Consider the following 21986-nt stretch of genomic DNA (forward strand, 5'->3'; position numbering starts at 1 on the left):
GGTGCTCAGCCCCGGGGCGGGCCCGCGCTGGGAGGGCGCCGCACCGACCCAGGGCGTTGCACCCGGGGCCCCTCCACCGCCGGGTACCGGCCCCGGTTGCGGAACGGGCGGGACCCGGCCATCCTCCGCATCGGGCCCCTGAGGTTCGGGCGGCCCCGAGGGGCCTGGCGAAACCTCGTCGCCCGGCCCCGCCTGCCCGTCGTGGTCATCCGTTCCCGGCACCGCCCACCGTCCTTTCCTCGTCGATGTCCCGCTGCTCGTGGAGCGCATGGTTCGCCGCGTCGGGCACCACGCGGTCGAGGAATCGCCCGTGCGCGACCAGCCACGCGATGCGCGCGACGAACAACGGGATGGTCACCACGAGGAACAGCTGCGGTCTGGTCAGACCCATCCACACCACCTCGTTGCCCCGCACGAACTCGACCCAGAACCGGAAGACCGCGTACGCGCCGATGTAGAGGGTCAGGAGTTCGCCGGACGCGATCCGGGTTCGGCGCAGCCACAGCCACAGCACGCAGAAGGCCACCGCGTGGAAGGCGATCTCGTACAGGAAGCTCGGATGCAGCGGCACCCCCGCGGGAGCGGCGAGTCGCGCGGCGGCCTCCGGCGAGAGGACGACGCCCCAGTCGGCACCCGTCGGCGTTCCCGGGCGCTCGGTGAAGAAGCATCCGAACCGGCCGATAGCGAGGGCGACGGCGACGGCCGGTGCGAAGAGGTCGCCGGTGCGCTCCCGGTACCCGGTGAGCCGCTTGGCGACGTGCAAGCCGAGCCACGCACCCACCAGCGCGCTCAGGATCGAGGCGTTGCCGCGCGCGAGTTGCTCGAGGAGCGTGAGGTTCTCGCGGGGGTCGAGGTGCTGGGCCCACGTGCCCAGACGCGAGAACACGGCGGCGCCGAGCAGGGTCCCCGCGAGAAGCGCCGGGATCCGCGGGTCGGCGACCCCGCGGCGCCGCTGCTCTCTGAGGAACACCAGGCCGCCGACTGCGAGTCCGAGGGCGACGAACAGCGCGTGCGTGTCGATCGGGGGCAGTGCGCTCCAGAACGAGCCGAGCGTGGCGGCCACGCGTCAGCCGATCCCGTGGGTGAGCAGCGACATCCACATGCCGACCCAGAGCGGCACGGCCGCGACGGCGAGCACCACGAGCACCACGAGGTACGCGAGCACGTTGCGGGTGTCGCCGAGCTTGCAGCGCGACTGCAGCAGCCCGGCACGGCGGGCGCGGGCGTACCCGCGGATCGCGATGACCGAGAACACGAGCAGCGAGAGCGGCCCGAACACGCAGGTGAGGAGCGCGATCGTCGCGAACACGCACAGGCGCAGCGGGTCGAACGGAAGCCCGACGTGCTCGTCGTACCGGCGCAGCCCCGAATCGGTGGTCATCTCGATCGCCTTACTCCGGCCCGCCGACGGGGATGACCTCGCCGAGTGGTACCGGGGCACGGTCGTCGCCCCAGTCGGCCGCGTTGCGGGCGCTGGCCGTCGAGAGGCGCTGTCGCGCGAGGGGCGCCCAGGCCTGCAGGGCGCAGAACGGGGCGCACTGGTGCGCTCCGTTGTCGTCGTTGACGGTCGCGACGTGGACGCAGCACTGGGTGAGTCGCTCCTCGATCATCGTGTTCATGTCCATGAACGGTTTGACCGTGATCCGCAGGACGCGCTCGCCGAGGAACTTCCGCAATCGCGCGTGCTGGCCGGGCAGGGCCGACGTCGCCAGCTTCGTGAGCGTGCCGATGCCGAGGTCGCAGTTCGTGCAGATGTCGCGCCAGATGGCGGACATCGAGGGGTGCGAGAGGCTCGACTGCTCGCTGAACAAGTCGAGCAGCGAGTGCTTGACCGCCTCCTTCATCCGCGTGTTCACCTCGCTGTCGGCGATGCGGTTGGCGATGAGGTCGGGATTGAGGTCGAGGAAGCCCTTGAGCCGGTCATGCCCCATGATGCTCGTCAGCGATTTCCACTCCTTCGCGTCGTCGAGCAGGAAGTACCCCACCGAGCAGCAGTGCGGGTGCGAGCACGGCAGCGCCGTGAGGTCCCGCCAGGTGATCTCGCCGTTCGTCTGGGGCTCCAACCGCTTCAGCACGCCGCCGTGGGTGAGTCGATCCTCGGCGTCGATGCCCGAGTTGCGACCCGAGCCGAACACCGGCTGGATGGTCACGCCGCCGACGTACGGCGTCGTCATGGCCCGCCGGATGACCGCGCCGATCTCGTCGTCGTTGACGCCCTTCGCCGCGGTCATCGTGAGGGTCATGAAGACGCCGGCCGCGCTCAGCCGCTCGATCGCGCGTTCCTTGAAGCGGCGGATGTCGGCACCCCGATGGAACCGCGACGCCTCGGGGCTCTCGCCGTCGTACTGCAGGTACACCTCGACGCGCTCGCGGTGCAGCTTCAGGAACTCGACGAAGGCGTCGTCGTTCGCGATGCGCAGGCCGTTCGAGTTGATCAGGATGCGGACGATGGGCCGGGCGACCAGGTGCTCGACGAGCTGCTCGAGCCACGGGTAGAGCGTCGGCTCGCCGCCGGAGAGCATGAGCACGTCGAGTCGACCGTGCTCCTTCGCCAGCCGGTCGTCGACCGAGGCCAGCACGTCGGCGAGCGGTGCGGTCGCCGTCGCCGCCGGCCCGGACTCCGCGAAGCACGTGGGGCAGCGCAGGTTGCAGTGGTCGGTGAGGTCCTCGAGCAGGATGCAGGTGTGCTGCGACTGCATCGCCGGGAGCCCGTCGAGGTACGCGCCCGGCACGGGCCTGAAGTTGCGAGCGACGTCGGGGGCGTGCCACTTGGTCGGCGCGGTCCACTGCTCGAGGTAGGCCAGCACTTCGGCGGACTCGTCGTAGAGCGTGCGCACGAGCCCGTGCTCGGGGCATCCGCGCTCGAGCCACACTGAGTCGTCGTCGTAGGCGGCCAGCCAGCCGGAGAGGCGCTGGACGGTGTCGAGGTCCCGCTCGGGATCCTCCTCATGGCATCGCGGGCAGAACGCGTTCACGTACCGGTGGATGCGGTAGTTCCGCAACGTTCCCGCGACGTTCTGCACACCCACGTGAGACCTCCTGCGACGGACGACGAGGAGCCAACGCCCCACTCGGCTGTGACGAGACTAGGGCACCTCTGCCCTACCCGACGGGAGGTCCGCGAGCCGAGCATCGAGTCGCCAGAAATCGACCCATACCTCCGCCGTTGGGTCGATATTCGGCGGGTCGGCGAGGATCCCGGGCGACCTGTGGATGGGGCGAGGCCACCGGAAGCCGTGCTCGGGCATGGTGGGCGGATGCCGCGTCGCGTCGAGCTACCATCCCACCTCGCCGCTCGGGCGTTCTCGACCGCCGAGGCGCGCCGCGAGGGCGTGGGCGATGGGCGCCTGCGGGGCCGCGACCTCGCCAGGCCGTTCCACGGGGTCCGATCCGCCTACGCGCCATCCGACGTGCTGGATCGGTGCCGTACGTACCTGCCCCGACTCCGGAGCGGCCAGTTCTTCTCGCACGACACCGCGGCGCTGCTGTGGGGCATCCCCCTCCCTGGCGATCTCGATTCCGATGCGCCGCTGCACGTCTCGTCGTTCGCTCCGAACCGGCCGCCCCGCACGCGCGGGGTCGTCGGCCATGAACTGCGCACAGGGACGGCACGCGTGATCGACCGGCGGGGCCTGCCCGTCGCCGACGCGGTGTCCACCTGGGTGCAGCTCGCTGGGCACGCATTCGCGGCCTGCACCGTGCTCAGGCAAAGCTCTCGCATAGCGTCGTCGCCGAGCCTCGGATCACGCGGGCGTACCGTCCCGCACCGACGGCGCGAAGGACCGAGATGACCACCACGACCCCTCCGGCGGCGAATCCGCCGCTGTTCCACCCAGCCCCCGGCACCCCTGCCGGCGACACGCCGACCGCCGCGCTGCCGCCCGCGGCGGCGCGCACGCCCTGGTACCGCCGGGCCTGGGTGCTCGCCATCGCCGCGGTGATCCTCGCGCTGCTCTCGTTCGCGGGCGGCTTCGTCGCGGGCAACGCGGCGGCGCTTTTCAACGGCGTGCTCGGCGTGCCCGCGGGCGGTGCGACCCCGCCTGGCTGGAGCGACGGCGACCTCGACGGCGACGGGTTCGGGCCCGGCCGCCCCGGCTTCGGCGACCGCGACTCGCTACCGGGGCAGGGCGACTTCGACGGCGACGGCGACGAGAGCGGCACCACGTCGACGAACTGACGCTTCGCGCCCGCGGGACGCGTAGCCTGATCGGATGAGCCTCACCGAGCTCGTCGAGCTGCCCGGCGGCACGTTCCTCATGGGATCCGATCGGCACTACCCCGAGGAGGCGCCGCAGCACGAGCGCCGCGTCGAGCCGTTCGCGATCGAGCGGCATCCGGTCACGAACGCGCAGTTCGCCGAGTTCGTGGCGGCCACCGGGTACGTCACGGTCGCCGAGCGCGAGCTCGATCCGGCCGAGTTCCCCGGCGCCGACCCTGCCGAGCTCGTGCCCGGGTCGCTCGTGTTCACGCCGACCGAGGGGCCGGTCGACCTCGGCGACTGGCGGCAGTGGTGGCGGTGGGTGCCGGGCGCCCAGTGGCGCCATCCGCTCGGCCCCGGCTCGTCGATCGACGACCGGCTCGACCACCCGGTCGTGCACGTCGCGTTCGAGGACGCGTCGGCCTACGCCGCCTGGGCCGGCCGGCGCCTGCCGACCGAGGCCGAGTGGGAGTACGCCGCGCGCGGCGGGCTGGTCGGCGCCGAGTTCGCGTGGGGCGACGAGCGGATGCCGGGCGGCGCGGTCATGGCCAACACGTGGCAGGGCGCGTTCCCGTACCGCAGCGAGGGCTGGGGCGGCACGTCGCCCGTCGGCTCCTACCCGCCCAACGGGTTCGGCCTGCTCGACATGATCGGTGACGTCTGGGAGTGGACCGTCGACGCGTTCACCCCCCGGCACGTGCCGCCGGGTGCGGCCGCCGTCGACCGCGGCGAGCGGCGCGACCTGCTCGCCGGGCTGCCGGCCTCGCAGGCGATGCACGTCATCAAGGGCGGCTCGCACCTCTGCGCGCCCGAGTACTGCCGGCGCTATCGCCCCGCGGCTCGCTCCGCGCAGGCGGAGGACTCGGCGACGACCCACATCGGCTTCCGCTGCGCGCGCTGAGGCGCCGCGGCATCCGCACGCCGAACCCGGGCAGTGGGCCGGCTCAGCGGTACTCGGGGTTCGGGTGCTCGGGCGTCGGCACGTAGCCGAAGTGCTCGCCAGCGTCCCAGGCCGAGCGCACGTTGCCGATCGCCGGGAGGCCGCCCGCCTGCTTCAGGAGGTGCGCGAGGTGCATGAGGTTGTAGGTCATGAACGTCGTGTTGCGGTTGGTGAAGTCGTTCTCGGGGCCGCCCGAACCCTCGTCGAGGTAGCTCGGGCCAGGCCCTGCCTCGCCGATCCAGCCCGCGTCGGCGGCCGGCGGGATGGTGAACCCGATGTGCTGCAGGCTGTACAGGATGTTCGACGCGCAGTGCTTGATGCCGTCCTCGTTGCCGGTGATGATCGCGCCGCCGACCTTGCCGTAGTAGACGTACTGGCCCTTCGCGTTCTGCTCGGAGCTCATCGCGTAGAGCCGTTCGATGAGGCGCTTGGTGACCGAGGAGTTGTCGCCGAGCCAGATCGGCCCGCCCACGACGAGGATGTCGGCGGCCGCGACCTTCGGCCAGATCGCGTCGGGCCAGGCGTCGGCCGCCCAGCCGTGCTCGCGCATGTCGGGGTACACCCCGGTCGCGACGTCGTGGTCGACCAGGCGGAGGTGCTCGACCGACACACCGTGCTCCCGCATGAGGCGGATGCTGGAATCCATGAGGCCCTGGGTGTTGCTGACCTCGGGCGAACGCTTGAGCGTGCAGTTGACGTAGAGCGCGGTCAGGTCGGAGTAGTCCGGTTCGGCTGCCATGCGCCGAACGCTACTCCTCGGGCGAGCGGATGGCGCGGGCTTCACAGGCGACGCTCACCTCACGCGCCACGGGGCCGGCGCGACCATCGCGCCCCGCCCGGTCCGCGACGGGTCAGTACTGCAGCAGGCTGTGGATCTCGTACCGCCCGCCGAGCCGCTCGCGCCCGCCGAGCGCGGGCAGCTCGATCGCGACCGAGATGCCGGCCACGTGCCATCCGGCCCGCTCGACCAGGCGCGCCGCCGCCTCGACGGTGCCGCCCGTCGCGAGCACGTCGTCGACGATGAGCACGCGCGAGCCCGGCGCGAGCTCGCCCTCGTGCACCTCGAGCGCGGCGGTGCCGTACTCGAGCTCGTACTCCTCGCGGATCACCGCGCGCGGCAGCTTGCCGGCCTTGCGCACGGGCAGCACGCCCGCGCCGCACAGCGCCGACGCGGCGCCCGCGAGCAGGAAGCCGCGCGCCTCGACGCCCGCGAGGTCGTCGAAGCGTCCCGCGAACGGCGCCGTGAGCGACTCGGCGAGCGCGTGGAACGCCGGCCCGTGGGCGAACACGGGCGTGAGGTCGCGGAACACCACACCGGGCTCGGGGAAGTCGGGGATCGTGGCGAGCTTGGACTCGACGAGGGCGCGGACCTCGGATTCGTGCATCCGGCAAGGGTATCGCCCGGCTCAGTGCACGAGCGTGCTGAGCCAGATCACCAGCAGGCCGAGGCTCGCGGTCACGAGCGCGCTGAGCAGGCGCCATCCCCACGGCCCGCCGCGCCGGGCGGCCGTCCACCAGCCGATGACCGCGAGCACGAGCACGCCGACCCAGAGCGCGAGGTAGTACGCGACGTACTCGTCGAGCCAGCCGATCGCCGCGAGGCCGAGGAAGACGGTCGGCAGGATCATGGCGAGCAGGAGGCCCGACGAGTCCGCCGCCGAGCGCCAGGCCGCGCCGACGATCGCCCGCCATCGCGGTCGGCCCGATTCCGGCCCCTCCTCGCGCGCCACCGTGCCCGCGTAGACGTGCGCGAGCCAGAACACGGCCACCGCGCCGAGCGTGAACAGCAGCACCTCGAGGTCGGTGTCGTCCTCCCAGCCGATCGCGATCAGCGTGCTCACGAGCACGACGCCGTAGACCGCCGACTCGGTGCGGTAGGCGCGGAGGACGAGCCGGGCTGGGCGCGCGACCGCCGTGCGTCCGGCGGACTCGTGGTCGTGCATGCGGACCCCCTCCGGCTCCGTGCCGGGCTCGGCGGGCCGTCCATCCTTCGACGGATGCCGCGGTCGCCTGCCCTTGCGAGGATGGAGTCACCCCCCCACCCCAGGAGCATCGTGTCACCCTTGCGTCTCTTCCGCAGCCTCGCGATCGCCGAGGCGATCACCTGGACCATCCTCATCGCCGCGCTCATCCTCCGCGCGACCGCCGGCCTCGACCAGGCCGTGCTCGTCGGCGGATCGATCCACGGCTTCGTGTTCCTCGCGTACGGCGCGGCGGTGCTGCTCGTCGGCGTGAACCAGCGCTGGAGCGTCGGGCTCATGGCACTCGGCGTGGCCACGGCCGTCGTGCCCTACGCGACCGTGCCGTTCGAGCTCTGGCTCGTGCGCCGCGGCCGGCTCGAGGGCGACTGGCGCCGCGAGGCGACCGAGCACCCCGCCGACGGCAACGTCGTGAACCGGCTGCTGCGCTGGGGGCTCGCTCGGCCGGTGCTGCTCACCGTGCTCGCCGTGGTCGGCGTCGCGGCCGTCTTCACGGCGCTGCTGATCGTCGGCCCGCCCGGCGGCCGCGAGGCCTGAGTCCGGCCGGAACGGCCGATCGGGGCGGATGCCGCGCATCCGCCCCGATCGCCGCCCTGCCTACTCGACGGTGACGCGGTCGAGCGTGGTCGTGCCCTTGCCGGCGAATGTCAGGGAGTACCCCTGCACGTCGGTGAGCGTGAGCCCGTCGTCGGGCGCGCCCGCCGGCTGCTCGTCGGCCCGCGTGAACGCGTCGAACGGGATCGTCACCTCGTGCCATCCGGCCGTGCGGTCGACGATGCTCGCCGTGAAGCGCTCGGCGGTGTCGGGCGCCTGGTAGACGCGCACGTAGTCGACCGTCAGCGACTGCGGGAACACCAGGTCGTCGCCGGGCGTGCCACCGAAGTTGCCACCCACGGCGACGTTCGTGATGAGCGAGAACGGGTGGTCGAACACCCACTCGTTCGGGGCGACGTCGGCCGGGTCGGCCTCGTGGTAGACGATGCCGTCGACCTCCCACGTGATGCGCTCGGGCGTCCACTCGACCGCGAAGTCGTGCCATCCGTCGGGCACCGGCTGACCGAAGTCGTAGATGCCGCCGTAGGACTGTCCGCCCGAGTAGCCCGGGCCGTGGATGGTGCCGAAGGTCTCGTTCGGCAGCCGGCCGACGTACTCCATGATGTCGATCTCGCCGGTGTGCGGCCAGCCGACCTCGCGGAAGTCGGTGCCGAGCGACCACACCGCGGGCCAGATGCCGCTGCCCTCAGGCAGCTGCACGCGCGACTCGATGCGGCCGTACTCGAACTCCTGCTTCTGCTCGGTGATCAGGCGCGCCGACGTGACCTCGCACGGGCCGTACCAGCACTCGAGGTCGGTCGTGGCCGGGTCGACCTCGCGGGCCGTGATGACGAGGTTGCCGTCGCCGTCGAGCGCCGCGTTGTCGGTGCTGTCGGTGTAGTACTGGCGCTCGTCGTTGCCCCAGCCCCAGCCGCCGGTCTCGTAGGTCCAGTTCTCGGGGTTGGCGCGGGAGCCGGCCGGGCCGTCGAACTCGTCGCTCCATGCGAGCTCCCAGGTCGCCGGACCCTCGTCGGGCGCCGGGTCGTCCTGGATGCCGACGGTGAGGCGCGTGGGCTTCCCGGTGCCGTTCACCATCAGGCTGATGCCCTCGGCGTCCGACCAGTCCTGGCCGCCCGCGAACTCGCGCGATATCGTCGCCGTGCCGCGGTGCGCGAAGTCCGCGACCTGCTCGTACGCGTCCTGGCCCGGGTAGGCGTCGGCGTCGCCGGCCGCGATCTCGCGCGTGGTCAGCTGGGCGTTGTCGGTCGTGTCGAAGCGCCACGGGGTCGACTCGAAGTCGTCGACGAGGCCGGCGTCGGCCGGGTCGTCGTCCTGGATGCTGACGGTGGCGGTGCGGCCGAAGCCGAGCTCCGCACCCTCCGGCTCGGAGAGCCGCACGACGAACGTCTCGTCGACCTCGTGCTTGGCGTCCTCGAGCGTGGGCAGCTCGATCGAGGCCTCGCGCTGGCCGGCCGGGATCGTGACGGTCCCGCTCGCGGGCGTGAAGTCGCGGTCGGCCGTCGCCGACAGGTCCTCGGTCGCGGTGCGCGCCTCGGTCGCCGACGAGGCCCAGTCGACGGTCACGTCGGTCTCGGCGACGCGGTTCAGGCGGATGACGCCCGTGGCGGCCTGGCCCTCATCGACCTCGTAGCCGGCGCGGTCGAACCCGACCGAGAGGGCGGGCGGCTCGGCCTCGCCGTACACCAGCACGTCGTCGTAGTAGAAGGTCTGCGGCGTCGTCGTGCGCAGCGAGCCGAACGCGTACCCGTGCATCTCGGTGAGCGTCAGCCCGTCGTTCGGTGCGCCGTTGCCGATCTCCTTGCGCGAGAAGTCGTCGAAGTCGAACGTGAGGAAGCGCCATCCGCGCCAGTCGTCGGAGAAGGACACCACGAACCGCTCGGCGTCGTCCTTCGTCGAGCCCGGCGTGCGGTTGTCGAGCAGGTCGAGGAAGAGGTCGGTGCCGGATCCGTTGCCGTACATCCAGAACCCGATGCCCTCGTAGGTCGACCAGTCCTCGGTCGTCCACGCGTCGGCCGCCTCGTTCGTGAAGTTGCGGATGACGACGCCGTACGACGACACGGAGTAGTCGGCGCGCAGCGCGTGGTTGCCGGCGGGCGCGCCGGGAACCGGGGCGGGCGCGGCATCCGTGCGCTCGAAGGCGACCGTGCTGCTCGGGTCCTGCGCGGCGAACCAGCCGACGGGCACCCCGCCGGCCTGGCCCTCGACGAGCTCGGCCTCGTGGTCGTCGACGATCGTGGTGCGCCCGTCGGGCGGACCGACGACCTCGCCGTCGTCGTCGAGGATCGTGACCTCGAACGACGGCGTCGAGCCGAGGTTCGCGCCGCTCGGGTTCGCGAGCCCGAGCGTGAACGTCTCCGAGGGCTCCTCGGCGTCGTCCCCCGTGGTGGCCACCTGCACGGTGCGGCTGGTCTCACCCGGGGCGAACTCGATCGTGGTCGCGGGGTCGACGTAGTCCTCGCCCGCGACGGCCGTGCCGTCGGTCGCACCCAGCTCGACCGTCACGGGGACCGACGCGGCGATGTCCAGGCGCACCTCGACGTTGACCGCGTCGCCCTCGATCGCCGAGGCGGACGGGGCGGTGAACGACACCGACGGCGTGACCTCGGTGTCGGAGTAGACGGCGATGTCGTCGACGCGGATGGTGTCGGAGCCGTTCACCGCGGGGATCGCGTAGCCCCACAGCGAGGTGAGGCCGAGGCCGTCGTTCGGCGCACCGCCCGGCTGGTAATCGGTCGCGCGAGCGAAGGCCGACCACGGCAGGCGCACCTCCTTCCAGCCGTCGGTGTCGTCGACGACCGTGACGTCGAACCGCTCGGACGCGTCGGCGTTCGGGCCGCCGTCGAAGATCTCGACCTGGTACGCCGCGCCGTTGCCCGACCCGTCGACCATGAGGCTGACGCCGTCGAAGGCGCTGTAGTCGCGGGCCCCCGCGAACGTCTGGCCGACGCCGCCGAAGGAGCCGGGCGCCGTGACGTCCCAGCCGTACGAGACGACCTTCGTCGGGTCGGTCTGCCCCGGCTTGGCCTCGGGTGAGCCGGCGGCGACGTCGACGATGCCGAAGCCGGCCGAGCCGTAGGAGAAGAAGCCGTCGGGCGCACCGCCCTCGAAGTCGGCGATGACGGCGACGCTGCCGGCCGCGGATGCCGGGACGGCGGTCGCCAACGGGACGGCGACGACGGCGCCGGCCACCAGCGCTCCCACGCTCCGGCGTGAGAGCGCTCTCATTCTCGAGTCCATTCGTGCTCCATTGCAGTTGAGGGATGGATCGACCGAGGTGGTCTCGGACAGGCTAAACGGGTCGTGCGGCACGGCACAAGCCTGTTGCAAACATTGGCATCGCGGGCGCCGAGCGGTCCGGCGGGCATCCGGCCACGGGAAACCGTTCGCCACATGGCGCAGCTGAGAGAGCGCTCTCACAACAAATGCGCCACGCGCCCGCACGCGAGAATGGCGGCATGCCGATCCTCAACAAGGACATGCAGGTCTGCATCTCGCTCTCGGGCCGCCCGTCGAACCTCGGCACGCGGTTCCACAACTACCTCTACGACGAGCTCGGCCTGAACTTCATGTACAAGGCGTTCACGACCGACGACCTCGAGGGCGCCATCCGCGGCATGCGCGCGCTCGGCTTCCGCGGCTGCTCGGTGTCGATGCCGTTCAAGGAGGCGGTGATCCCCCTCGTCGACGTCATGGAGGAGTCGGCCGCGGCCATCGAGTCGGTCAACACGATCGTCAACGACGGCGGCCGGCTCTCGGCATCCAACACCGACTACGAAGCGGTCGCCCAGCTGATCGCCGAGCACGGGGTCGACCCCGCCGCGCGCGTGCTCGTGCGCGGATCGGGCGGCATGGCCAAGGCGGTCGTCGCGGCGTTCCGCGGCGCGGGATTCGGCGACCTCACGGTGCTGGCGCGCAACCCCGAGGCTGGCCCGGCGCTCGCGGCGAAGTACGGCTACGCGTGGACTCCCGACGAGCTCGCGCCCGAGTTCGACGTCATCGTCAACGTCACGCCCATCGGCATGCAGGGGGCGGATGCCGCGGCGCTCGCCTTCTCCCCCGCGTTCGTCGAGCGGGCCTCCGTCGTCTTCGACGTCGTCGCCTTCCCCGCCGAGACCCCGCTCATCGCGGCGGCGCGCGCCTCCGGCACGCGCGTGATCACCGGCGCCGAGGTCATCGCGCTCCAGGCCGCCCGGCAGTTCGAGCGCTACACGGGCGTCGCGCTCACGCGCGACCAGGTCGACCGCGCCTCCGCCTTCTCGCGCGCCGAGTAGCCTCGCCGTCTCGTCGTGAGGACCGTAGTTGCGGGTGCATCGGCGCCAGCACCCACAACGAGTGTCCACACCTGACGTGGGAGGGGTGCGGGGGCCGGAGCGCGACTGCTCACGTGAGCAGCGCGGGTAGACTCAGTGGGTCCGGCACCCGCCCCGCGGCATCCGCTCGCCGCCATTTTCTGGAGCTCGCCACCCGTGACCACTGAGACCTCGCCCACCGCTGCCAGCACCACCGCGGAGCCGGGCGGCCCGGCCGCGTCCGACGCCGAGCTCATCGAGGCGCCGCGCACCGCCACGCTCGACACCGTCGAGGTCGCCGCCGCGACCCCCGAGAAGGAGCAGCCGTACGCGGCGCTGGGCCTGAAGCCCGACGAGTACGAGCGCATCCGCAACATCCTCGGCCGCCGGCCCACGAGCGCCGAGCTCGCGATGTACTCGGTCATGTGGAGCGAGCACTGCTCCTACAAGTCGAGCAAGGTGTACCTGCGCCAATTCGGCAAGAAGGTCACACCCGAGATGAAGCAGCACCTCATGGTGGGCATGGGTGAGAACGCGGGCGTGCTCGACATCGGCGAGGGCTGGGCCGTCACGTTCAAGATCGAGTCGCACAACCACCCGAGCTACATCGAGCCGTTCCAGGGCGCCGCGACCGGCGTGGGCGGCATCGTGCGCGACATCATCTCGATGGGCGCGCGCCCGGTCGCCGTCATGGACGCGCTGCGCTTCGGCGCGATCGACCACCCCGACACGGCGCGAGTGGTGCACGGCGTCGTCTCGGGCATCAGCTTCTACGGCAACTGCCTCGGCCTGCCGAACATCGGCGGCGAGACCTGGTTCGACCCGGTGTACCAGGCCAACCCGCTCGTGAACGCCCTCGCGGTCGGCGTGCTGCGCCATGAGGACCTGCACCTCGCGAACGCGAAGGGCGCGGGGAACAAGGTCGTCCTCTTCGGCGCCCGCACGGGCGGCGACGGCATCGGCGGCGCGTCGATCCTCGCGTCCGACACGTTCGCCGAGGGCGGCCCGACCAAGCGCCCGGCGGTGCAGGTCGGCGACCCGTTCGCCGAGAAGGTGCTCATCGAGTGCTGCCTCGAGCTCTTCGCGAACGACCTCGTCGAGGGCATCCAGGACCTGGGCGCCGCGGGCATCTCGTGCGCGACGTCCGAGCTCGCCTCGAACGGCGACGGCGGCATGTCGATCGTGCTCGACGACGTGCTGCTGCGCGACCCCACGCTCACGCCCGAGGAGATCCTCATGAGCGAGAGCCAGGAGCGCATGATGGCGATCGTGAAGCCCGAGAAGCTCGCGGGCTTCCTCGAGGTCGTGCAGAAGTGGGACGTCGAGACATCCGTGCTCGGCGAGGTCACCGAGACGGGCCGCCTGAGCATCACCTGGCGCGGCGAGGAGATCGTCAACGTCGACCCGCGCACGGTCGCGGTCGACGGCCCGGTCTACGAGCGGCCCGTCCGCTACCCGTCGTACCTCGACGCGCTGCAGGCCGACACGGCCGCCGACCTGGCCCGGCCGGCCGACGACGCCGGCGACGAGCTGCGCGCGCAGTTCCTGCAGCTCGTGGGTTCGGCGAACCAGGCGGATGCCGCGTGGATCACGAACCAGTACGACCACTACGTGCTCGGCAACACGGCCCTGGCGTCGCCGGATGACGCGGGCATGATCCGCGTCGACGAGGAGTCGGGTCTCGGCGTGGCCGTCGCGACCGACGCGAACGGCCGCTACTGCCAGCTCGACCCGCGCGCGGGCGCGCAGCTCGCGCTCGCCGAGGCGTACCGCAACGTCGCCGCGACCGGCGCGAAGCCCATGGGCGTCTCCGACTGCCTGAACTTCGGCAGCCCCGAGAACCCCGAGGTCATGTGGCAGTTCGCCCAGGCCGTCGAGGGCCTCGCCGACGGATGCCTCGAGCTGGGCATCCCCGTCACCGGCGGCAACGTGAGCTTCTACAACCAGACCGGCGACGTGCCGATCCATCCGACCCCGGTCGTCGCGGTGCTCGGCGTGATCGACGACGTCGCCCGCCGCATCCCGTCGGGCTGGCAGGACGAGGGGCACAACATCTACCTGCTCGGCGACACGTACGCCGAGCTCGACGGCTCGGCCTGGGCGGGCGTGGTGCACGGCCACCTCGGCGGCCGTCCGCCGTACGTCGACCTCGCTCGCGAGAAGCAGCTCGCCGAACTGCTCCAGGCCGCGGCGCTCGAGGGTCTCATCGACTCGGCGCACGACCTCAGCGACGGCGGACTCGCGATCGCGCTCGCCGACGCCGTGGATCGCTTCGGCGTGGGCGCGCGCGTCGTCCTCGGCGAGGTCACCGAGGACGCCGGCATCGACCTCGCGACGGCGCTGTTCTCCGAGTCGACCGGCCGCGTCATCGTGACCGTGCCGCGCGAGGACGACGTGCGGTTCCGCGGGCTCTGCGAGGGCCGCGGCTACCCGGTCCGCCGCATCGGCGTGACGGATGCCGCGTCGAACGCGCTCGAGGTGCAGGGCGCGTTCACCGTCCCGGTCGACGAGCTCCGCGGCGTGAAGCGCGCCCCGCTCGCCGACGCGTTCGGCCCGGTCGTCGGGTACTGATCCACTCGGGCGGCCGACGATGACGACGGAACCGCGGCAGACCTATCCCGCGGCGTACGCCGCGGAGCACGGCACGTTCGCGCTGATCCCGGCCGCCTACGTGTTCCTCGTCGACAGCGACCGCGTGCTGCTGCAGATGCGCGAGGGCACCGGCTACTACGACGGGTGGTGGGCGGCGTCGGCCGCGGGGCACGTCGACCCGGGCGAGTCGCTGATGGCCGGTGCCGTGCGCGAGACGCACGAGGAGATCGGGGTCGAGGTCGCCGAGTCCGAGCTCGAACCCATCACCGCCATGCACCGCACCGCGCCGACCGGCCTGCCGATCGACCAGCGCCTCGACGTGTTCTTCGTCACTCGCACGTGGCGTGGCACCCCGGCGCTGCAGGAGGCCGACAAGGCGAGCGCGCTCGAGTGGTTTCCGCTTGACGGGCTGCCCGAGCGGCTCGTGCACCACGAGCGGTTCGCGCTCGAGGGCTGGCGCGACGGCGGCCTGCCGGCGATCACGGCGTTCGGATTCTGACGTGGACGCGGCGATCGGCATCCTCGCGGCCCTGTTCGCGTCCGCGATCGTGATCGGCATGACGGTTCGGGCGCTGCGCGCGCCGCGCGGCCAGCGGCTGCGCGCCGCGTTCGGGCCGCTGATGGGCGCCGGCGAGACCTACCAGGAGCTGCACACAGGGCAGCGCGGGCTGCAGGACTCGGTCATCGAGTCCATCGCCGAGCAGGAGCAGCGGCCGTCGCGCACCGACGCCGACGACCGCTGAAGCGCGGGCGTCAGGCGCCCTGGGGCGGGTGTGCGAGCAGTTCGACGCGCTCGGCGAGGTACGACGCGAGCGGGATGAGCGCGTCGGCACGCGACGGATCCCAGCGCACGCCCACCTGCGTCGCACCGTCGGCGCCGGTCATAGGCGCGAGCGCGCCCGATGGCGCAGCGAGCGCGTCGGCGTCGAGCGCGAGCGGGACTGCGTCGAACACGACGGTCGCGCCCTCGGGGATGCCGCCCTTGACGGCCGCCGCACGATAGGCGCGCTGCTCGGCGACCGACTCGGCGAGGACGCTCCGGCGCACCTCCCGCTCGGCGCGGACCACGCGCCCGGTCGCGTACAGGCGGCCGTCGGCGTCGAGCAGCAGCACGCCGAGCCGCCACACCGGGCCGATCACGCGCATGCGCGCCGCCCGCGGGATCCCGAGCACGCGCCGCGGCGGCATGTACTCGGCGAGGGTCTCGGTGCGAGCGGATGCCTCGGCGAGCGCACGCACGGCCGCGTCGACCGCGTCGCGCGCTGCCGCCGCCGCGGCATCCGTGGCCTCCATGCGACGAGCCTATCGACGTGCCTTTGGTCCCATGGCCCCGGCGGGTCTGGCCGATACCGTCGATCCGACGTGGGCGTGGCCCTCACATCCACGCGGGAAAGGGGAACGCCGTGCTCTACTCCGGGTCCAACACCTTCTGGGACTTCCTGGTCTGGCTCTTCTGGTTCTACGTGATCATCTCCTGCATCTGGATCTTCATCACGGTGTTCATCGACATCTTCCGGGATTCGACGCTCAACGGCTGGGCGAAGGCGCTGTGGGTGCTCTTCCTGGTCTTCTTCCCGTTCCTCGCGGCCTTCATCTACCTGATCGCGCGCGGCCGGAGCATGACGCAGCGGAACCTGGAGCGCGCGCAGGCGATGAACTCGCAGCAGGCCGAGTACATCCGATCGGTCGCGGGATCCGGTCAGTCGGCGGCCGCCGAGATCGAGTCGGCCAAGAAGCTGCTCGACAGCGGCGCGATCACGCAGGCCGAATACGAGTCGCTCAAGGCCAAGGCGCTCCAGGGAGCCTGAGCGACCGACGAACGGGCTCGCGGCGACCCGGGAACGGGCTCCGCGAGCCCTTCGTCACGGGCGGATGCCTCGGTGCGGGCCGGTCGGCCCGGGCCGGCGAACCGGAGGTCAGCGCGTGCGCTCGATCAGCGCGAGCAGCGCCATCCCGTACGCCTCGGCGGCGTCGGGGTGCTCGAACCGGCGCTCCTGCCCGGCCAGCTCGATCTCGACCTCGAACGCGTCGGGCAGGCGCCGCAGCACCCGGAAGGTCGCGCGGAGCAGGTCGCGCAGCTGGTCCTCGCGGGGCAGCCAGACGGCGTCGGCGAGCGCGACGGAGTCGAGCGCCCACTCGGTGGTGCCGTTGAACGCGAGGATCGTGCCCGTGGGATAGCGCCGGGTCTCGATCGTCATCTCGCTCACGGTGAAGGTGTCTGCTTCGACGTCGGACTCGACGTCGCTCGGCAGGTCGAGCTGGAAGCGATCGCCTGACTCGGGGTGCCAGACCAGCCCGGCGTCGCGCAGCTGCAGTGCGAGGTCGCGACTGATCATCGCGGCTCCCCCGAGTCGTCGGACCGCCGGCGGATGCGCGCGGGGCCGAGCCCCGCGGCGAGTCCGACGACGATGATGCCCGCGAACAGCAGCCCGTACCGCGCGGTCAGGACGCCGATGAGTCCGAGCGCGGCGCCGGCGACGACCATGACGCGCGTGATCCGGAGCCGCGTGCGCGGACTCGACCACCAGCGCCCCAGGGCGCCCCGGATCACGACCCCACCTGCCGGGCGTCGAGCCTCACGCCGGTCGCCTCCTCGGCGAACGCCCACACGCGCGCACCGATGCGGGGGTCGCGCGACGTCCGCGTCGGCGTCGCGAGCCGCGGCTCGCCCTTGGTCAGGAACCGCGGGCCCCAGAACTGCCCGCCCTCGACGTCGTCGGCGACGACGGCGTGCACGACCGGCTCGGCGCCGCGGTGCTTGCCCTGCGCGAACGGCGCCTGCAGCGCGTCGAGGAACCGGTCGATCCGGGGCGGCGCGCTCACGCCCGGGACCGACGGCGTGCGGCCCGAGATCGCGTAGCCCGGGTGGGCGACCACGCTGTGCACGCGGGGCGTCGCGGATGCCGCGCCGACCGCCTCCGCGGCGTCCTCCGCGGCACGCCGCAGGCGCCGGTCGAGCTCGAACGCGATCGAGGTCGCCGCGATCTTCGACTGGGCGTACGCGCGCCACGCGTCGTACGAGCGCCGCAGTTCCAGGTCGTCGACACGGAAGGTCGACAGCCGGGTCGACAGCGAGCCGAGGGTCACCACGCGCGCGCCCGCCGCGAGGTGGGGCAGCAGCCGCGCGATGAGGGCGAAGTGCCCGAGCACGTTGGTCGCGAGCACGAGCTCGTGCCCGTCGACGCTCTCGTGCCGCGACCCGGGCGTGTGCACCATGCCCGCGTTCAGCACCACCGAGGTGAGCGGGGCCCGGTCGAGCAGCCGCTCGACGCCGGCGTGCACGGACTCGAGCGACGACGTGTCGATGACGAGCGTGTCGACGGCGGCCCGCGGCATCCGGTGCCGGAGCGCGACGACGGCGGCCTGGAGCCGTTCGGGGCTGCGCCCCGAGAGCGTCACGTGGGCGCCGGCCCGCGCGAGCCGCGCGGCCGTGAAGAAGCCCAGGCCCGCGTTCGCGCCGGTCACGAGCACCGAGCGGCCCGCCTGCGACGGGATCGGCACCGGGTACCAGCTCACAGGCCCTCCGAGCCGGTCGTGTCGGCGAGCTCCTCGTGGTGGCGGATGACCTCCGCCACCACGAAGTTGAACCACTTCTCGGCGAACGCCGGGTCGAGGTGCGCGTCCTCGGCGAGGGCCCGCAGCCGGGCGATCTGGCGCTTCTCGCGCTCGGGATCGCTCGGCGGCAGGCCGTGCATCGCCTTGAGCCGCCCGACCTGCTGCGTGAACTTGAACCGCTCGGCGAGCAGGTGGATCAGGGCGGCGTCGATGTTGTCGATGCTCGAGCGGATGCCGAGCAGCTCCGTCATCGCGGCGTCTCGCTCGTCGATCGGGGCGGCGGGGGTCTCGGCGGTCATGCTTCGACCCTACGGCCACTCAGGGCCGGTCGCCTCCGACGGCGGAACGGAAGGCGCGCAGGCGAAGGCTGTTGCCCACGACGAACACGCTCGAGAACGCCATCGCCGCACCGGCGAGCATCGGGTTCAGCAGCCCGAGCGCCGCGAGCGGGATCGCCGCGACGTTGTACGCGAACGCCCAGAACAGGTTGCCCTTGATGACGCCGAGCGTGCGGCGCGACAGCCGGATCGCGTCGACCGCGGCGAGCAGGTCGCCGCGCACGAGCGTGAGGTCGGCCGCCTCGATCGCCACGTCGCTGCCCGTGCCCATCGCGATGCCGAGATCGGCCTGCGCGAGCGCGGCGGCGTCGTTGACGCCGTCGCCCACCATCGCGACCGACCGGCCCTCGCCCTGCAGCCGCGCGACGACGTCGGCCTTGTCGGCGGGGAGGACCTCGGCGATGACCCGGTCGATGCCGACCTCCGCGGCGACCTGCCGCGCGACCGTCGCGTTGTCGCCCGTGAGCAGGATCGGCTCGAGCCCCAGGGCGCGCAGGCGCGCGACCGCGTCGGCACTCGTGGGCTTCACGGCGTCGGCCACGGTGAGCGCGCCGCGCACGGCGCCGTCCCACGCGACGACGACCGCGGTGCGGCCCTCGGCCTCGGCGGTGGCGACGGATGCATCGACGCGCGCGTCGGGCTCGATCGCCCACTCCGCGAGCAGCGCCGGCCGGCCCACGAGCACGAGGTGCCCGTCGACGACGCCGTGCACGCCGAGCCCCGGACGGTTCTCGAACGACTCGGGCGTCGGCAGGGTGCCCACGCGTGCGGCCGCGCCATCCGCGATCGCCTTCGCGATCGGGTGCTCGGACGCGTGCTCGAGCGCACCGGCGAGGCGGAGCAGGTCGGCCTCGTCGACGCCGTCGGCCGGGAGGACGCCGGCGAGCGACATCCGCCCGCTCGTGACCGTGCCGGTCTTGTCGAGCACGATCGTGTCGACGCGGCGCGTGGACTCGAGCACCTCGGGCCCCTTGATGAGCACGCCGAGCTGGGCGCCGCGACCCGTGCCGACGAGCAGCGCCGTGGGGGTCGCGAGACCGAGCGCGCAGGGGCACGCGATGATCAGCACCGCGACCGCCGCCGTGAACGCGGCCGAGAGCGGGAAGCCGCCCCCGATCCACGCGCCGAGCGTGGCGACCGCGATGAGGATCACGACGGGCACGAAGACGCCCGCGACCCGGTCGGCGAGTCGCTGCACCTGGGCCTTGCCGGCCTGGGCGTCCTCGACGAGCCGCGCCATCTGGGCGAGCTGCGTGTCGGCGCCGACGCGAGTGGCGCGCACCACGAGCCGCCCGCCCGCGTTCACGGTCGCGCCGACGACCGCGTCGCCCGCCTCGACCTCGACCGGCACCGACTCGCCCGTGACGAGCGACGCGTCGACGGCGCTGCGGCCTTCGACGACCACGCCGTCGGTCGCGATCTTCTCGCCCGGGCGCACGACGAACTCGTCGCCCACCGCGAGCTGCTCGACCGGGATGCGGGTCTCGACGCCGTCGCGGAGCACCGCGACATCCTTCGCGCCGAGTTCGAGCAGCGCTCGCAGGGCCGCGCCGGCGGCGCGCTTGGACCGCTTCTCGAGGTATCGGCCGAGGAGCACGAACATCGTCACGCCCGCGGCGACCTCGAGGTAGAGGTTCGCGGCGCCGTCGCTCGGGGCGACGGTGAGCTCGAACGGGTGCACCATGCCCGGCTCGCCGGCGGTGCCGAGGAACAGCGCGTAGAGCGACCAGAGGAACGCCGACGTCACGCCGAGCGAGACGAGGGTGTCCATCGTGGCGGCACCGTGGCGCAGGTTCACGAGCGCCGCGCGGTGGAACGGCCAGGCTGCCCACGTGATCACGGGCGCGGCGAGCGCCAGCGACGCCCACTGCCAGTAGGTGAACTGCAGCGCGGGGATCATCGAGATGAGGATCACCGGGAGCGAGAGCACGACCGAGGCGATCAGGCGCGTGCGCAGCGAGCGCAGCTCGAGGTCGGCGCGCGTCTCGGCGGGCGCGCCGGCCGTGCCGGCCGCGCCGCCGCCCGTCCCCGCCGGAGCCGGCGGTGCGGGCACCGAGGCACGATAGCCCGCGGCCTCGACCGTCGCGATGAGCTCGTCCTGGTCGACGCCGGCGGGCGCGGTCACGCGCGCCTTCTCGGTCGCGTAGTTCACGGTCGCGGTGACGCCGTCGAGCTTGTTGAGCTTCTTCTCGATGCGCATGGCGCACGACGCGCACGTCATGCCGCCGATCTCGAGCTCGACCGTGCGGGCGTCGGCGCCGGAGGTGGCGAGGTCGGTCGTCATCAGTGGCCCTCCCCGTGCGAGTCGGTGTCGCCGTGCGTGTCGGTGCCCTCCTCGGCCGGCGCGTCGTGCGACTCGCCGCCGTCGTGGGCGTGGTCGCCCGCGGCATCCGTCGACCCGGCCGAGGCCGTGAGGACGAAGGGCACCGTGCGCACCTGCCCGTCGAGCTGGAGGTCGAGGTAGAGGAGGTACCGGCCCGCGGTGGGGGCGGTCGCCATGAAGGCGATCTCGGGGCCGGGCTCGGTCTCGCCGTCGCCCGGCTCTCCCATGGGGTGCACGTGCAGGTAGGCGAGGTCGCCCTGGCGGAGCGCCACGAGGTGCCCGTACGCGCCGAGGTACGGCTCGAGCGTCGTGACGGGCTCGCCGTCGCGGGTCACCGTGAAGGTGAGCTCGCTCTCGGCGCCCGAGACCAGCTCACCCTCGACCTCGACGGTCAGGCCGTCGACGGTCGTGATGGCGCGGTCGGCCGTGATGGGGGCGGGGGCGAAGCCCCCCGCGACGTCGACGGTGCTGGTCAGCGTCACGGTCTCGCCGTGCTCGCTCGGCACGAAGTCGGCGAACACCCGGTAGGTGCCGGCCGCGTCGAAGGCGAACGGGATGCTCCATCCGCCGTCGCCGTCGTGCCGGGGGTGCACGTGGCGGAAGTTCGCGCCATCGGCGCGCACCACGATGAGGTGCAGGTCCTTCTCGTGCGAGGTCTCGTAGTCGGTGAGCGGATCACCCGCGGCATCCGTGATGCGGAAGGCGAGCTCGCCCTGCTCGCCGGCTTCGCCCGGCGCGCTCAGGGACGTGAGGGTGTAGCCGGAGTGCGAGACCGAGAGGCCCCGCACGTCGTCGGCGGGCGAGGCGGATGCCGCGGCGGCGCCGTGACCGCCGTGCCCGGCGTCGGTGGTGTCCATGTGTTCGTCCTCGTTCGAGGTCCAGGCGGCCGATGCGTCGGCCGGGATGATGAGGGGGGCGGCGGTGAGCGCGACGGCGAAGACCGCCGCCGCGCCCGCCGCGTACAGCCCCAGCTTGGCTGCCGTGTGCATGTCGACTCCCGTCAGACGCGCACGGCGGCGTAGCCGGCCTCCTCGACCGCGGCGATCACGCCCGCGTCGTCGAGGTCGGCCGGGGCGGAGATCGTGAGCCGGCCCGCGGCGGCGGACACCTGGATGTCCGTCACGCCCGGGAGCTGCTCGACCTCTTCGCGCACCGACATCTCGCAGTGGCCGCAGGTCATGCCGGTCACCTGGTACTCGCGCTCGCTCATCGTGGAC

The 21986-nt window shown here is 72.6% G+C and carries 24 protein-coding genes; 9 read left to right on the forward strand and 15 right to left on the reverse strand.

Annotated elements, in window-relative coordinates; genetic code table 11:
- Positions 1–205: 205 nt before the first annotated feature.
- The 3 genes from JOD46_RS18135 to JOD46_RS18145 are packed head-to-tail and all read right to left on the reverse strand — an operon-like array spanning position 206 to position 3029.
- Positions 206–1063: a prolipoprotein diacylglyceryl transferase gene (locus tag JOD46_RS18135; protein WP_204395916.1), complete on the reverse strand. Its 858-nt coding sequence runs from the start codon at positions 1061–1063 to the stop codon at positions 206–208.
- 3 nt (positions 1064–1066) lie between these two features.
- The gene (locus tag JOD46_RS18140; protein ID WP_204395917.1) at positions 1067–1381 is read right to left on the reverse strand and encodes a hypothetical protein; all 315 of its coding nucleotides are present in this window, start codon (positions 1379–1381) and stop codon (positions 1067–1069) included.
- Between the two features lie 10 nt (positions 1382–1391).
- A complete protein-coding gene (locus tag JOD46_RS18145; RefSeq protein WP_307835092.1) occupies positions 1392–3029 on the reverse strand; it encodes a radical SAM protein in 1638 nt (545 codons plus the stop codon).
- A gap of 228 nt (positions 3030–3257) precedes the next feature.
- On the opposite strand from JOD46_RS18145, the gene JOD46_RS18150 reads away from it, so the two are divergent.
- The 3 genes from JOD46_RS18150 to JOD46_RS18160 are packed head-to-tail and all read left to right on the forward strand — an operon-like array spanning position 3258 to position 5099.
- On the forward strand, positions 3258–3791 hold the full coding sequence (locus JOD46_RS18150; RefSeq protein WP_204395918.1) for a hypothetical protein: 534 nt from the start codon (positions 3258–3260) through the stop codon (positions 3789–3791).
- Positions 3788–4177, forward strand: a complete 390-nt coding sequence (locus tag JOD46_RS18155) for a hypothetical protein (protein WP_204395919.1) — start codon at positions 3788–3790, stop codon at positions 4175–4177. Before JOD46_RS18150 ends, JOD46_RS18155 begins: the two co-directional genes overlap by 4 nt.
- Before the next feature lie 34 nt (positions 4178–4211).
- On the forward strand, positions 4212–5099 hold the full coding sequence (locus JOD46_RS18160) for a formylglycine-generating enzyme family protein (protein ID WP_204395921.1): 888 nt from the start codon (positions 4212–4214) through the stop codon (positions 5097–5099).
- Between the two features lie 43 nt (positions 5100–5142).
- Here the strand turns inward: JOD46_RS18160 and JOD46_RS18165 are convergent, their stop codons facing one another.
- The 3 genes from JOD46_RS18165 to JOD46_RS18175 all read right to left on the reverse strand — a co-directional run bounded on the left by JOD46_RS18165 (position 5143) and on the right by JOD46_RS18175 (position 7081).
- A complete protein-coding gene (locus JOD46_RS18165; protein ID WP_275588177.1) occupies positions 5143–5877 on the reverse strand; it encodes a flavodoxin family protein in 735 nt (244 codons plus the stop codon).
- A gap of 112 nt (positions 5878–5989) precedes the next feature.
- On the reverse strand, positions 5990–6523 hold the full coding sequence (locus JOD46_RS18170) for an adenine phosphoribosyltransferase (RefSeq protein WP_204395922.1): 534 nt from the start codon (positions 6521–6523) through the stop codon (positions 5990–5992).
- Between the two features lie 21 nt (positions 6524–6544).
- A complete protein-coding gene (locus JOD46_RS18175; protein WP_204395924.1) occupies positions 6545–7081 on the reverse strand; it encodes a hypothetical protein in 537 nt (178 codons plus the stop codon).
- A gap of 111 nt (positions 7082–7192) precedes the next feature.
- Between JOD46_RS18175 and JOD46_RS18180 the strand changes: the two genes are divergently transcribed.
- Entirely contained in the window at positions 7193–7654 is a 462-nt protein-coding gene (locus tag JOD46_RS18180) for a DUF3817 domain-containing protein (RefSeq protein WP_372432730.1), read from the forward strand.
- 60 nt (positions 7655–7714) lie between these two features.
- Here the strand turns inward: JOD46_RS18180 and JOD46_RS18185 are convergent, their stop codons facing one another.
- Positions 7715–10861: a carbohydrate binding domain-containing protein gene (locus tag JOD46_RS18185; protein WP_204395933.1), complete on the reverse strand. Its 3147-nt coding sequence runs from the start codon at positions 10859–10861 to the stop codon at positions 7715–7717.
- 266 nt (positions 10862–11127) lie between these two features.
- On the opposite strand from JOD46_RS18185, the gene JOD46_RS18190 reads away from it, so the two are divergent.
- The 4 genes from JOD46_RS18190 (at position 11128) to JOD46_RS18205 (ending at position 15296) form a co-directional block, all read left to right on the forward strand.
- Positions 11128–11943, forward strand: a complete 816-nt coding sequence (locus tag JOD46_RS18190) for a shikimate 5-dehydrogenase (RefSeq protein ID WP_204395945.1) — start codon at positions 11128–11130, stop codon at positions 11941–11943.
- Between the two features lie 273 nt (positions 11944–12216).
- Positions 12217–14532, forward strand: a complete 2316-nt coding sequence (gene purL / locus JOD46_RS18195; protein WP_204396861.1) for a phosphoribosylformylglycinamidine synthase subunit PurL — start codon at positions 12217–12219, stop codon at positions 14530–14532.
- 19 nt (positions 14533–14551) lie between these two features.
- Positions 14552–15052 carry an NUDIX hydrolase gene (locus tag JOD46_RS18200; protein ID WP_204395947.1) on the forward strand — a complete coding sequence of 167 codons (501 nt, stop codon included), beginning with the start codon at positions 14552–14554 and terminating at the stop codon, positions 15050–15052.
- A gap of 1 nt (position 15053) precedes the next feature.
- Positions 15054–15296 carry a hypothetical protein gene (locus tag JOD46_RS18205; RefSeq protein WP_204395948.1) on the forward strand — a complete coding sequence of 81 codons (243 nt, stop codon included), beginning with the start codon at positions 15054–15056 and terminating at the stop codon, positions 15294–15296.
- Between the two features lie 10 nt (positions 15297–15306).
- Here the strand turns inward: JOD46_RS18205 and JOD46_RS18210 are convergent, their stop codons facing one another.
- On the reverse strand, positions 15307–15846 hold the full coding sequence (locus tag JOD46_RS18210) for a hypothetical protein (protein ID WP_204395950.1): 540 nt from the start codon (positions 15844–15846) through the stop codon (positions 15307–15309).
- Between the two features lie 110 nt (positions 15847–15956).
- Between JOD46_RS18210 and JOD46_RS18745 the strand changes: the two genes are divergently transcribed.
- Positions 15957–16361, forward strand: a complete 405-nt coding sequence (locus JOD46_RS18745; protein ID WP_307835093.1) for an SHOCT domain-containing protein — start codon at positions 15957–15959, stop codon at positions 16359–16361.
- 108 nt (positions 16362–16469) lie between these two features.
- Here the strand turns inward: JOD46_RS18745 and JOD46_RS18220 are convergent, their stop codons facing one another.
- The 7 genes from JOD46_RS18220 to JOD46_RS18250 are packed head-to-tail and all read right to left on the reverse strand — an operon-like array spanning position 16470 to position 21979.
- The gene (locus tag JOD46_RS18220) at positions 16470–16889 is read right to left on the reverse strand and encodes a pilus assembly protein CpaE (protein ID WP_204395954.1); all 420 of its coding nucleotides are present in this window, start codon (positions 16887–16889) and stop codon (positions 16470–16472) included.
- A complete protein-coding gene (locus JOD46_RS18225; protein ID WP_204395956.1) occupies positions 16886–17104 on the reverse strand; it encodes a hypothetical protein in 219 nt (72 codons plus the stop codon). Before JOD46_RS18225 ends, JOD46_RS18220 begins: the two co-directional genes overlap by 4 nt.
- Positions 17101–18069: an SDR family NAD(P)-dependent oxidoreductase gene (locus tag JOD46_RS18230; RefSeq protein WP_204395963.1), complete on the reverse strand. Its 969-nt coding sequence runs from the start codon at positions 18067–18069 to the stop codon at positions 17101–17103. Before JOD46_RS18230 ends, JOD46_RS18225 begins: the two co-directional genes overlap by 4 nt.
- Entirely contained in the window at positions 18066–18407 is a 342-nt protein-coding gene (locus tag JOD46_RS18235) for a chorismate mutase (protein ID WP_204395964.1), read from the reverse strand. Before JOD46_RS18235 ends, JOD46_RS18230 begins: the two co-directional genes overlap by 4 nt.
- A gap of 19 nt (positions 18408–18426) precedes the next feature.
- Positions 18427–20730 (reverse strand): heavy metal translocating P-type ATPase, encoded by a 2304-nt coding sequence (locus tag JOD46_RS18240; protein ID WP_204395965.1) that lies wholly within the window; start codon positions 20728–20730, stop codon positions 18427–18429.
- Positions 20730–21758: a DUF8832 domain-containing protein gene (locus JOD46_RS18245; RefSeq protein WP_204395967.1), complete on the reverse strand. Its 1029-nt coding sequence runs from the start codon at positions 21756–21758 to the stop codon at positions 20730–20732. The genes JOD46_RS18240 and JOD46_RS18245 overlap by 1 nt, the downstream gene beginning before the upstream one ends.
- Before the next feature lie 11 nt (positions 21759–21769).
- Positions 21770–21979, reverse strand: coding sequence for a heavy-metal-associated domain-containing protein (locus JOD46_RS18250; RefSeq protein WP_204395968.1), 210 nt, complete (start codon positions 21977–21979; stop codon positions 21770–21772).
- Positions 21980–21986 lie beyond the last annotated feature (7 nt).

Origin of the sequence: Agromyces aurantiacus (genome assembly GCF_016907355.1) — a bacterium.
GTDB classification, from domain to species: domain Bacteria; phylum Actinomycetota; class Actinomycetes; order Actinomycetales; family Microbacteriaceae; genus Agromyces; species Agromyces aurantiacus.

Coding starts and splice junctions, on each gene's coding strand:
- JOD46_RS18220 (WP_204395954.1), bottom strand. CDS start 16,889: ATGATCAGTCGCGACCTCGCACTGCAGCTGCGCGACGCCGGGCTGGTC.
- JOD46_RS18140 (WP_204395917.1), bottom strand. CDS start 1,381: ATGACCACCGATTCGGGGCTGCGCCGGTACGACGAGCACGTCGGGCTT.
- JOD46_RS18175 (WP_204395924.1), bottom strand. CDS start 7,081: ATGCACGACCACGAGTCCGCCGGACGCACGGCGGTCGCGCGCCCAGCC.
- JOD46_RS18200 (WP_204395947.1), top strand. CDS start 14,552: ATGACGACGGAACCGCGGCAGACCTATCCCGCGGCGTACGCCGCGGAG.
- JOD46_RS18190 (WP_204395945.1), top strand. CDS start 11,128: ATGCCGATCCTCAACAAGGACATGCAGGTCTGCATCTCGCTCTCGGGC.
- JOD46_RS18250 (WP_204395968.1), bottom strand. CDS start 21,979: ATGAGCGAGCGCGAGTACCAGGTGACCGGCATGACCTGCGGCCACTGC.
- JOD46_RS18170 (WP_204395922.1), bottom strand. CDS start 6,523: ATGCACGAATCCGAGGTCCGCGCCCTCGTCGAGTCCAAGCTCGCCACG.
- JOD46_RS18210 (WP_204395950.1), bottom strand. CDS start 15,846: ATGGAGGCCACGGATGCCGCGGCGGCGGCAGCGCGCGACGCGGTCGAC.
- JOD46_RS18155 (WP_204395919.1), top strand. CDS start 3,788: ATGACCACCACGACCCCTCCGGCGGCGAATCCGCCGCTGTTCCACCCA.
- JOD46_RS18240 (WP_204395965.1), bottom strand. CDS start 20,730: ATGACGACCGACCTCGCCACCTCCGGCGCCGACGCCCGCACGGTCGAG.
- JOD46_RS18160 (WP_204395921.1), top strand. CDS start 4,212: ATGAGCCTCACCGAGCTCGTCGAGCTGCCCGGCGGCACGTTCCTCATG.
- JOD46_RS18235 (WP_204395964.1), bottom strand. CDS start 18,407: ATGACCGCCGAGACCCCCGCCGCCCCGATCGACGAGCGAGACGCCGCG.
- JOD46_RS18150 (WP_204395918.1), top strand. CDS start 3,258: ATGCCGCGTCGCGTCGAGCTACCATCCCACCTCGCCGCTCGGGCGTTC.
- JOD46_RS18165 (WP_275588177.1), bottom strand. CDS start 5,877: ATGGCAGCCGAACCGGACTACTCCGACCTGACCGCGCTCTACGTCAAC.
- JOD46_RS18245 (WP_204395967.1), bottom strand. CDS start 21,758: ATGCACACGGCAGCCAAGCTGGGGCTGTACGCGGCGGGCGCGGCGGCG.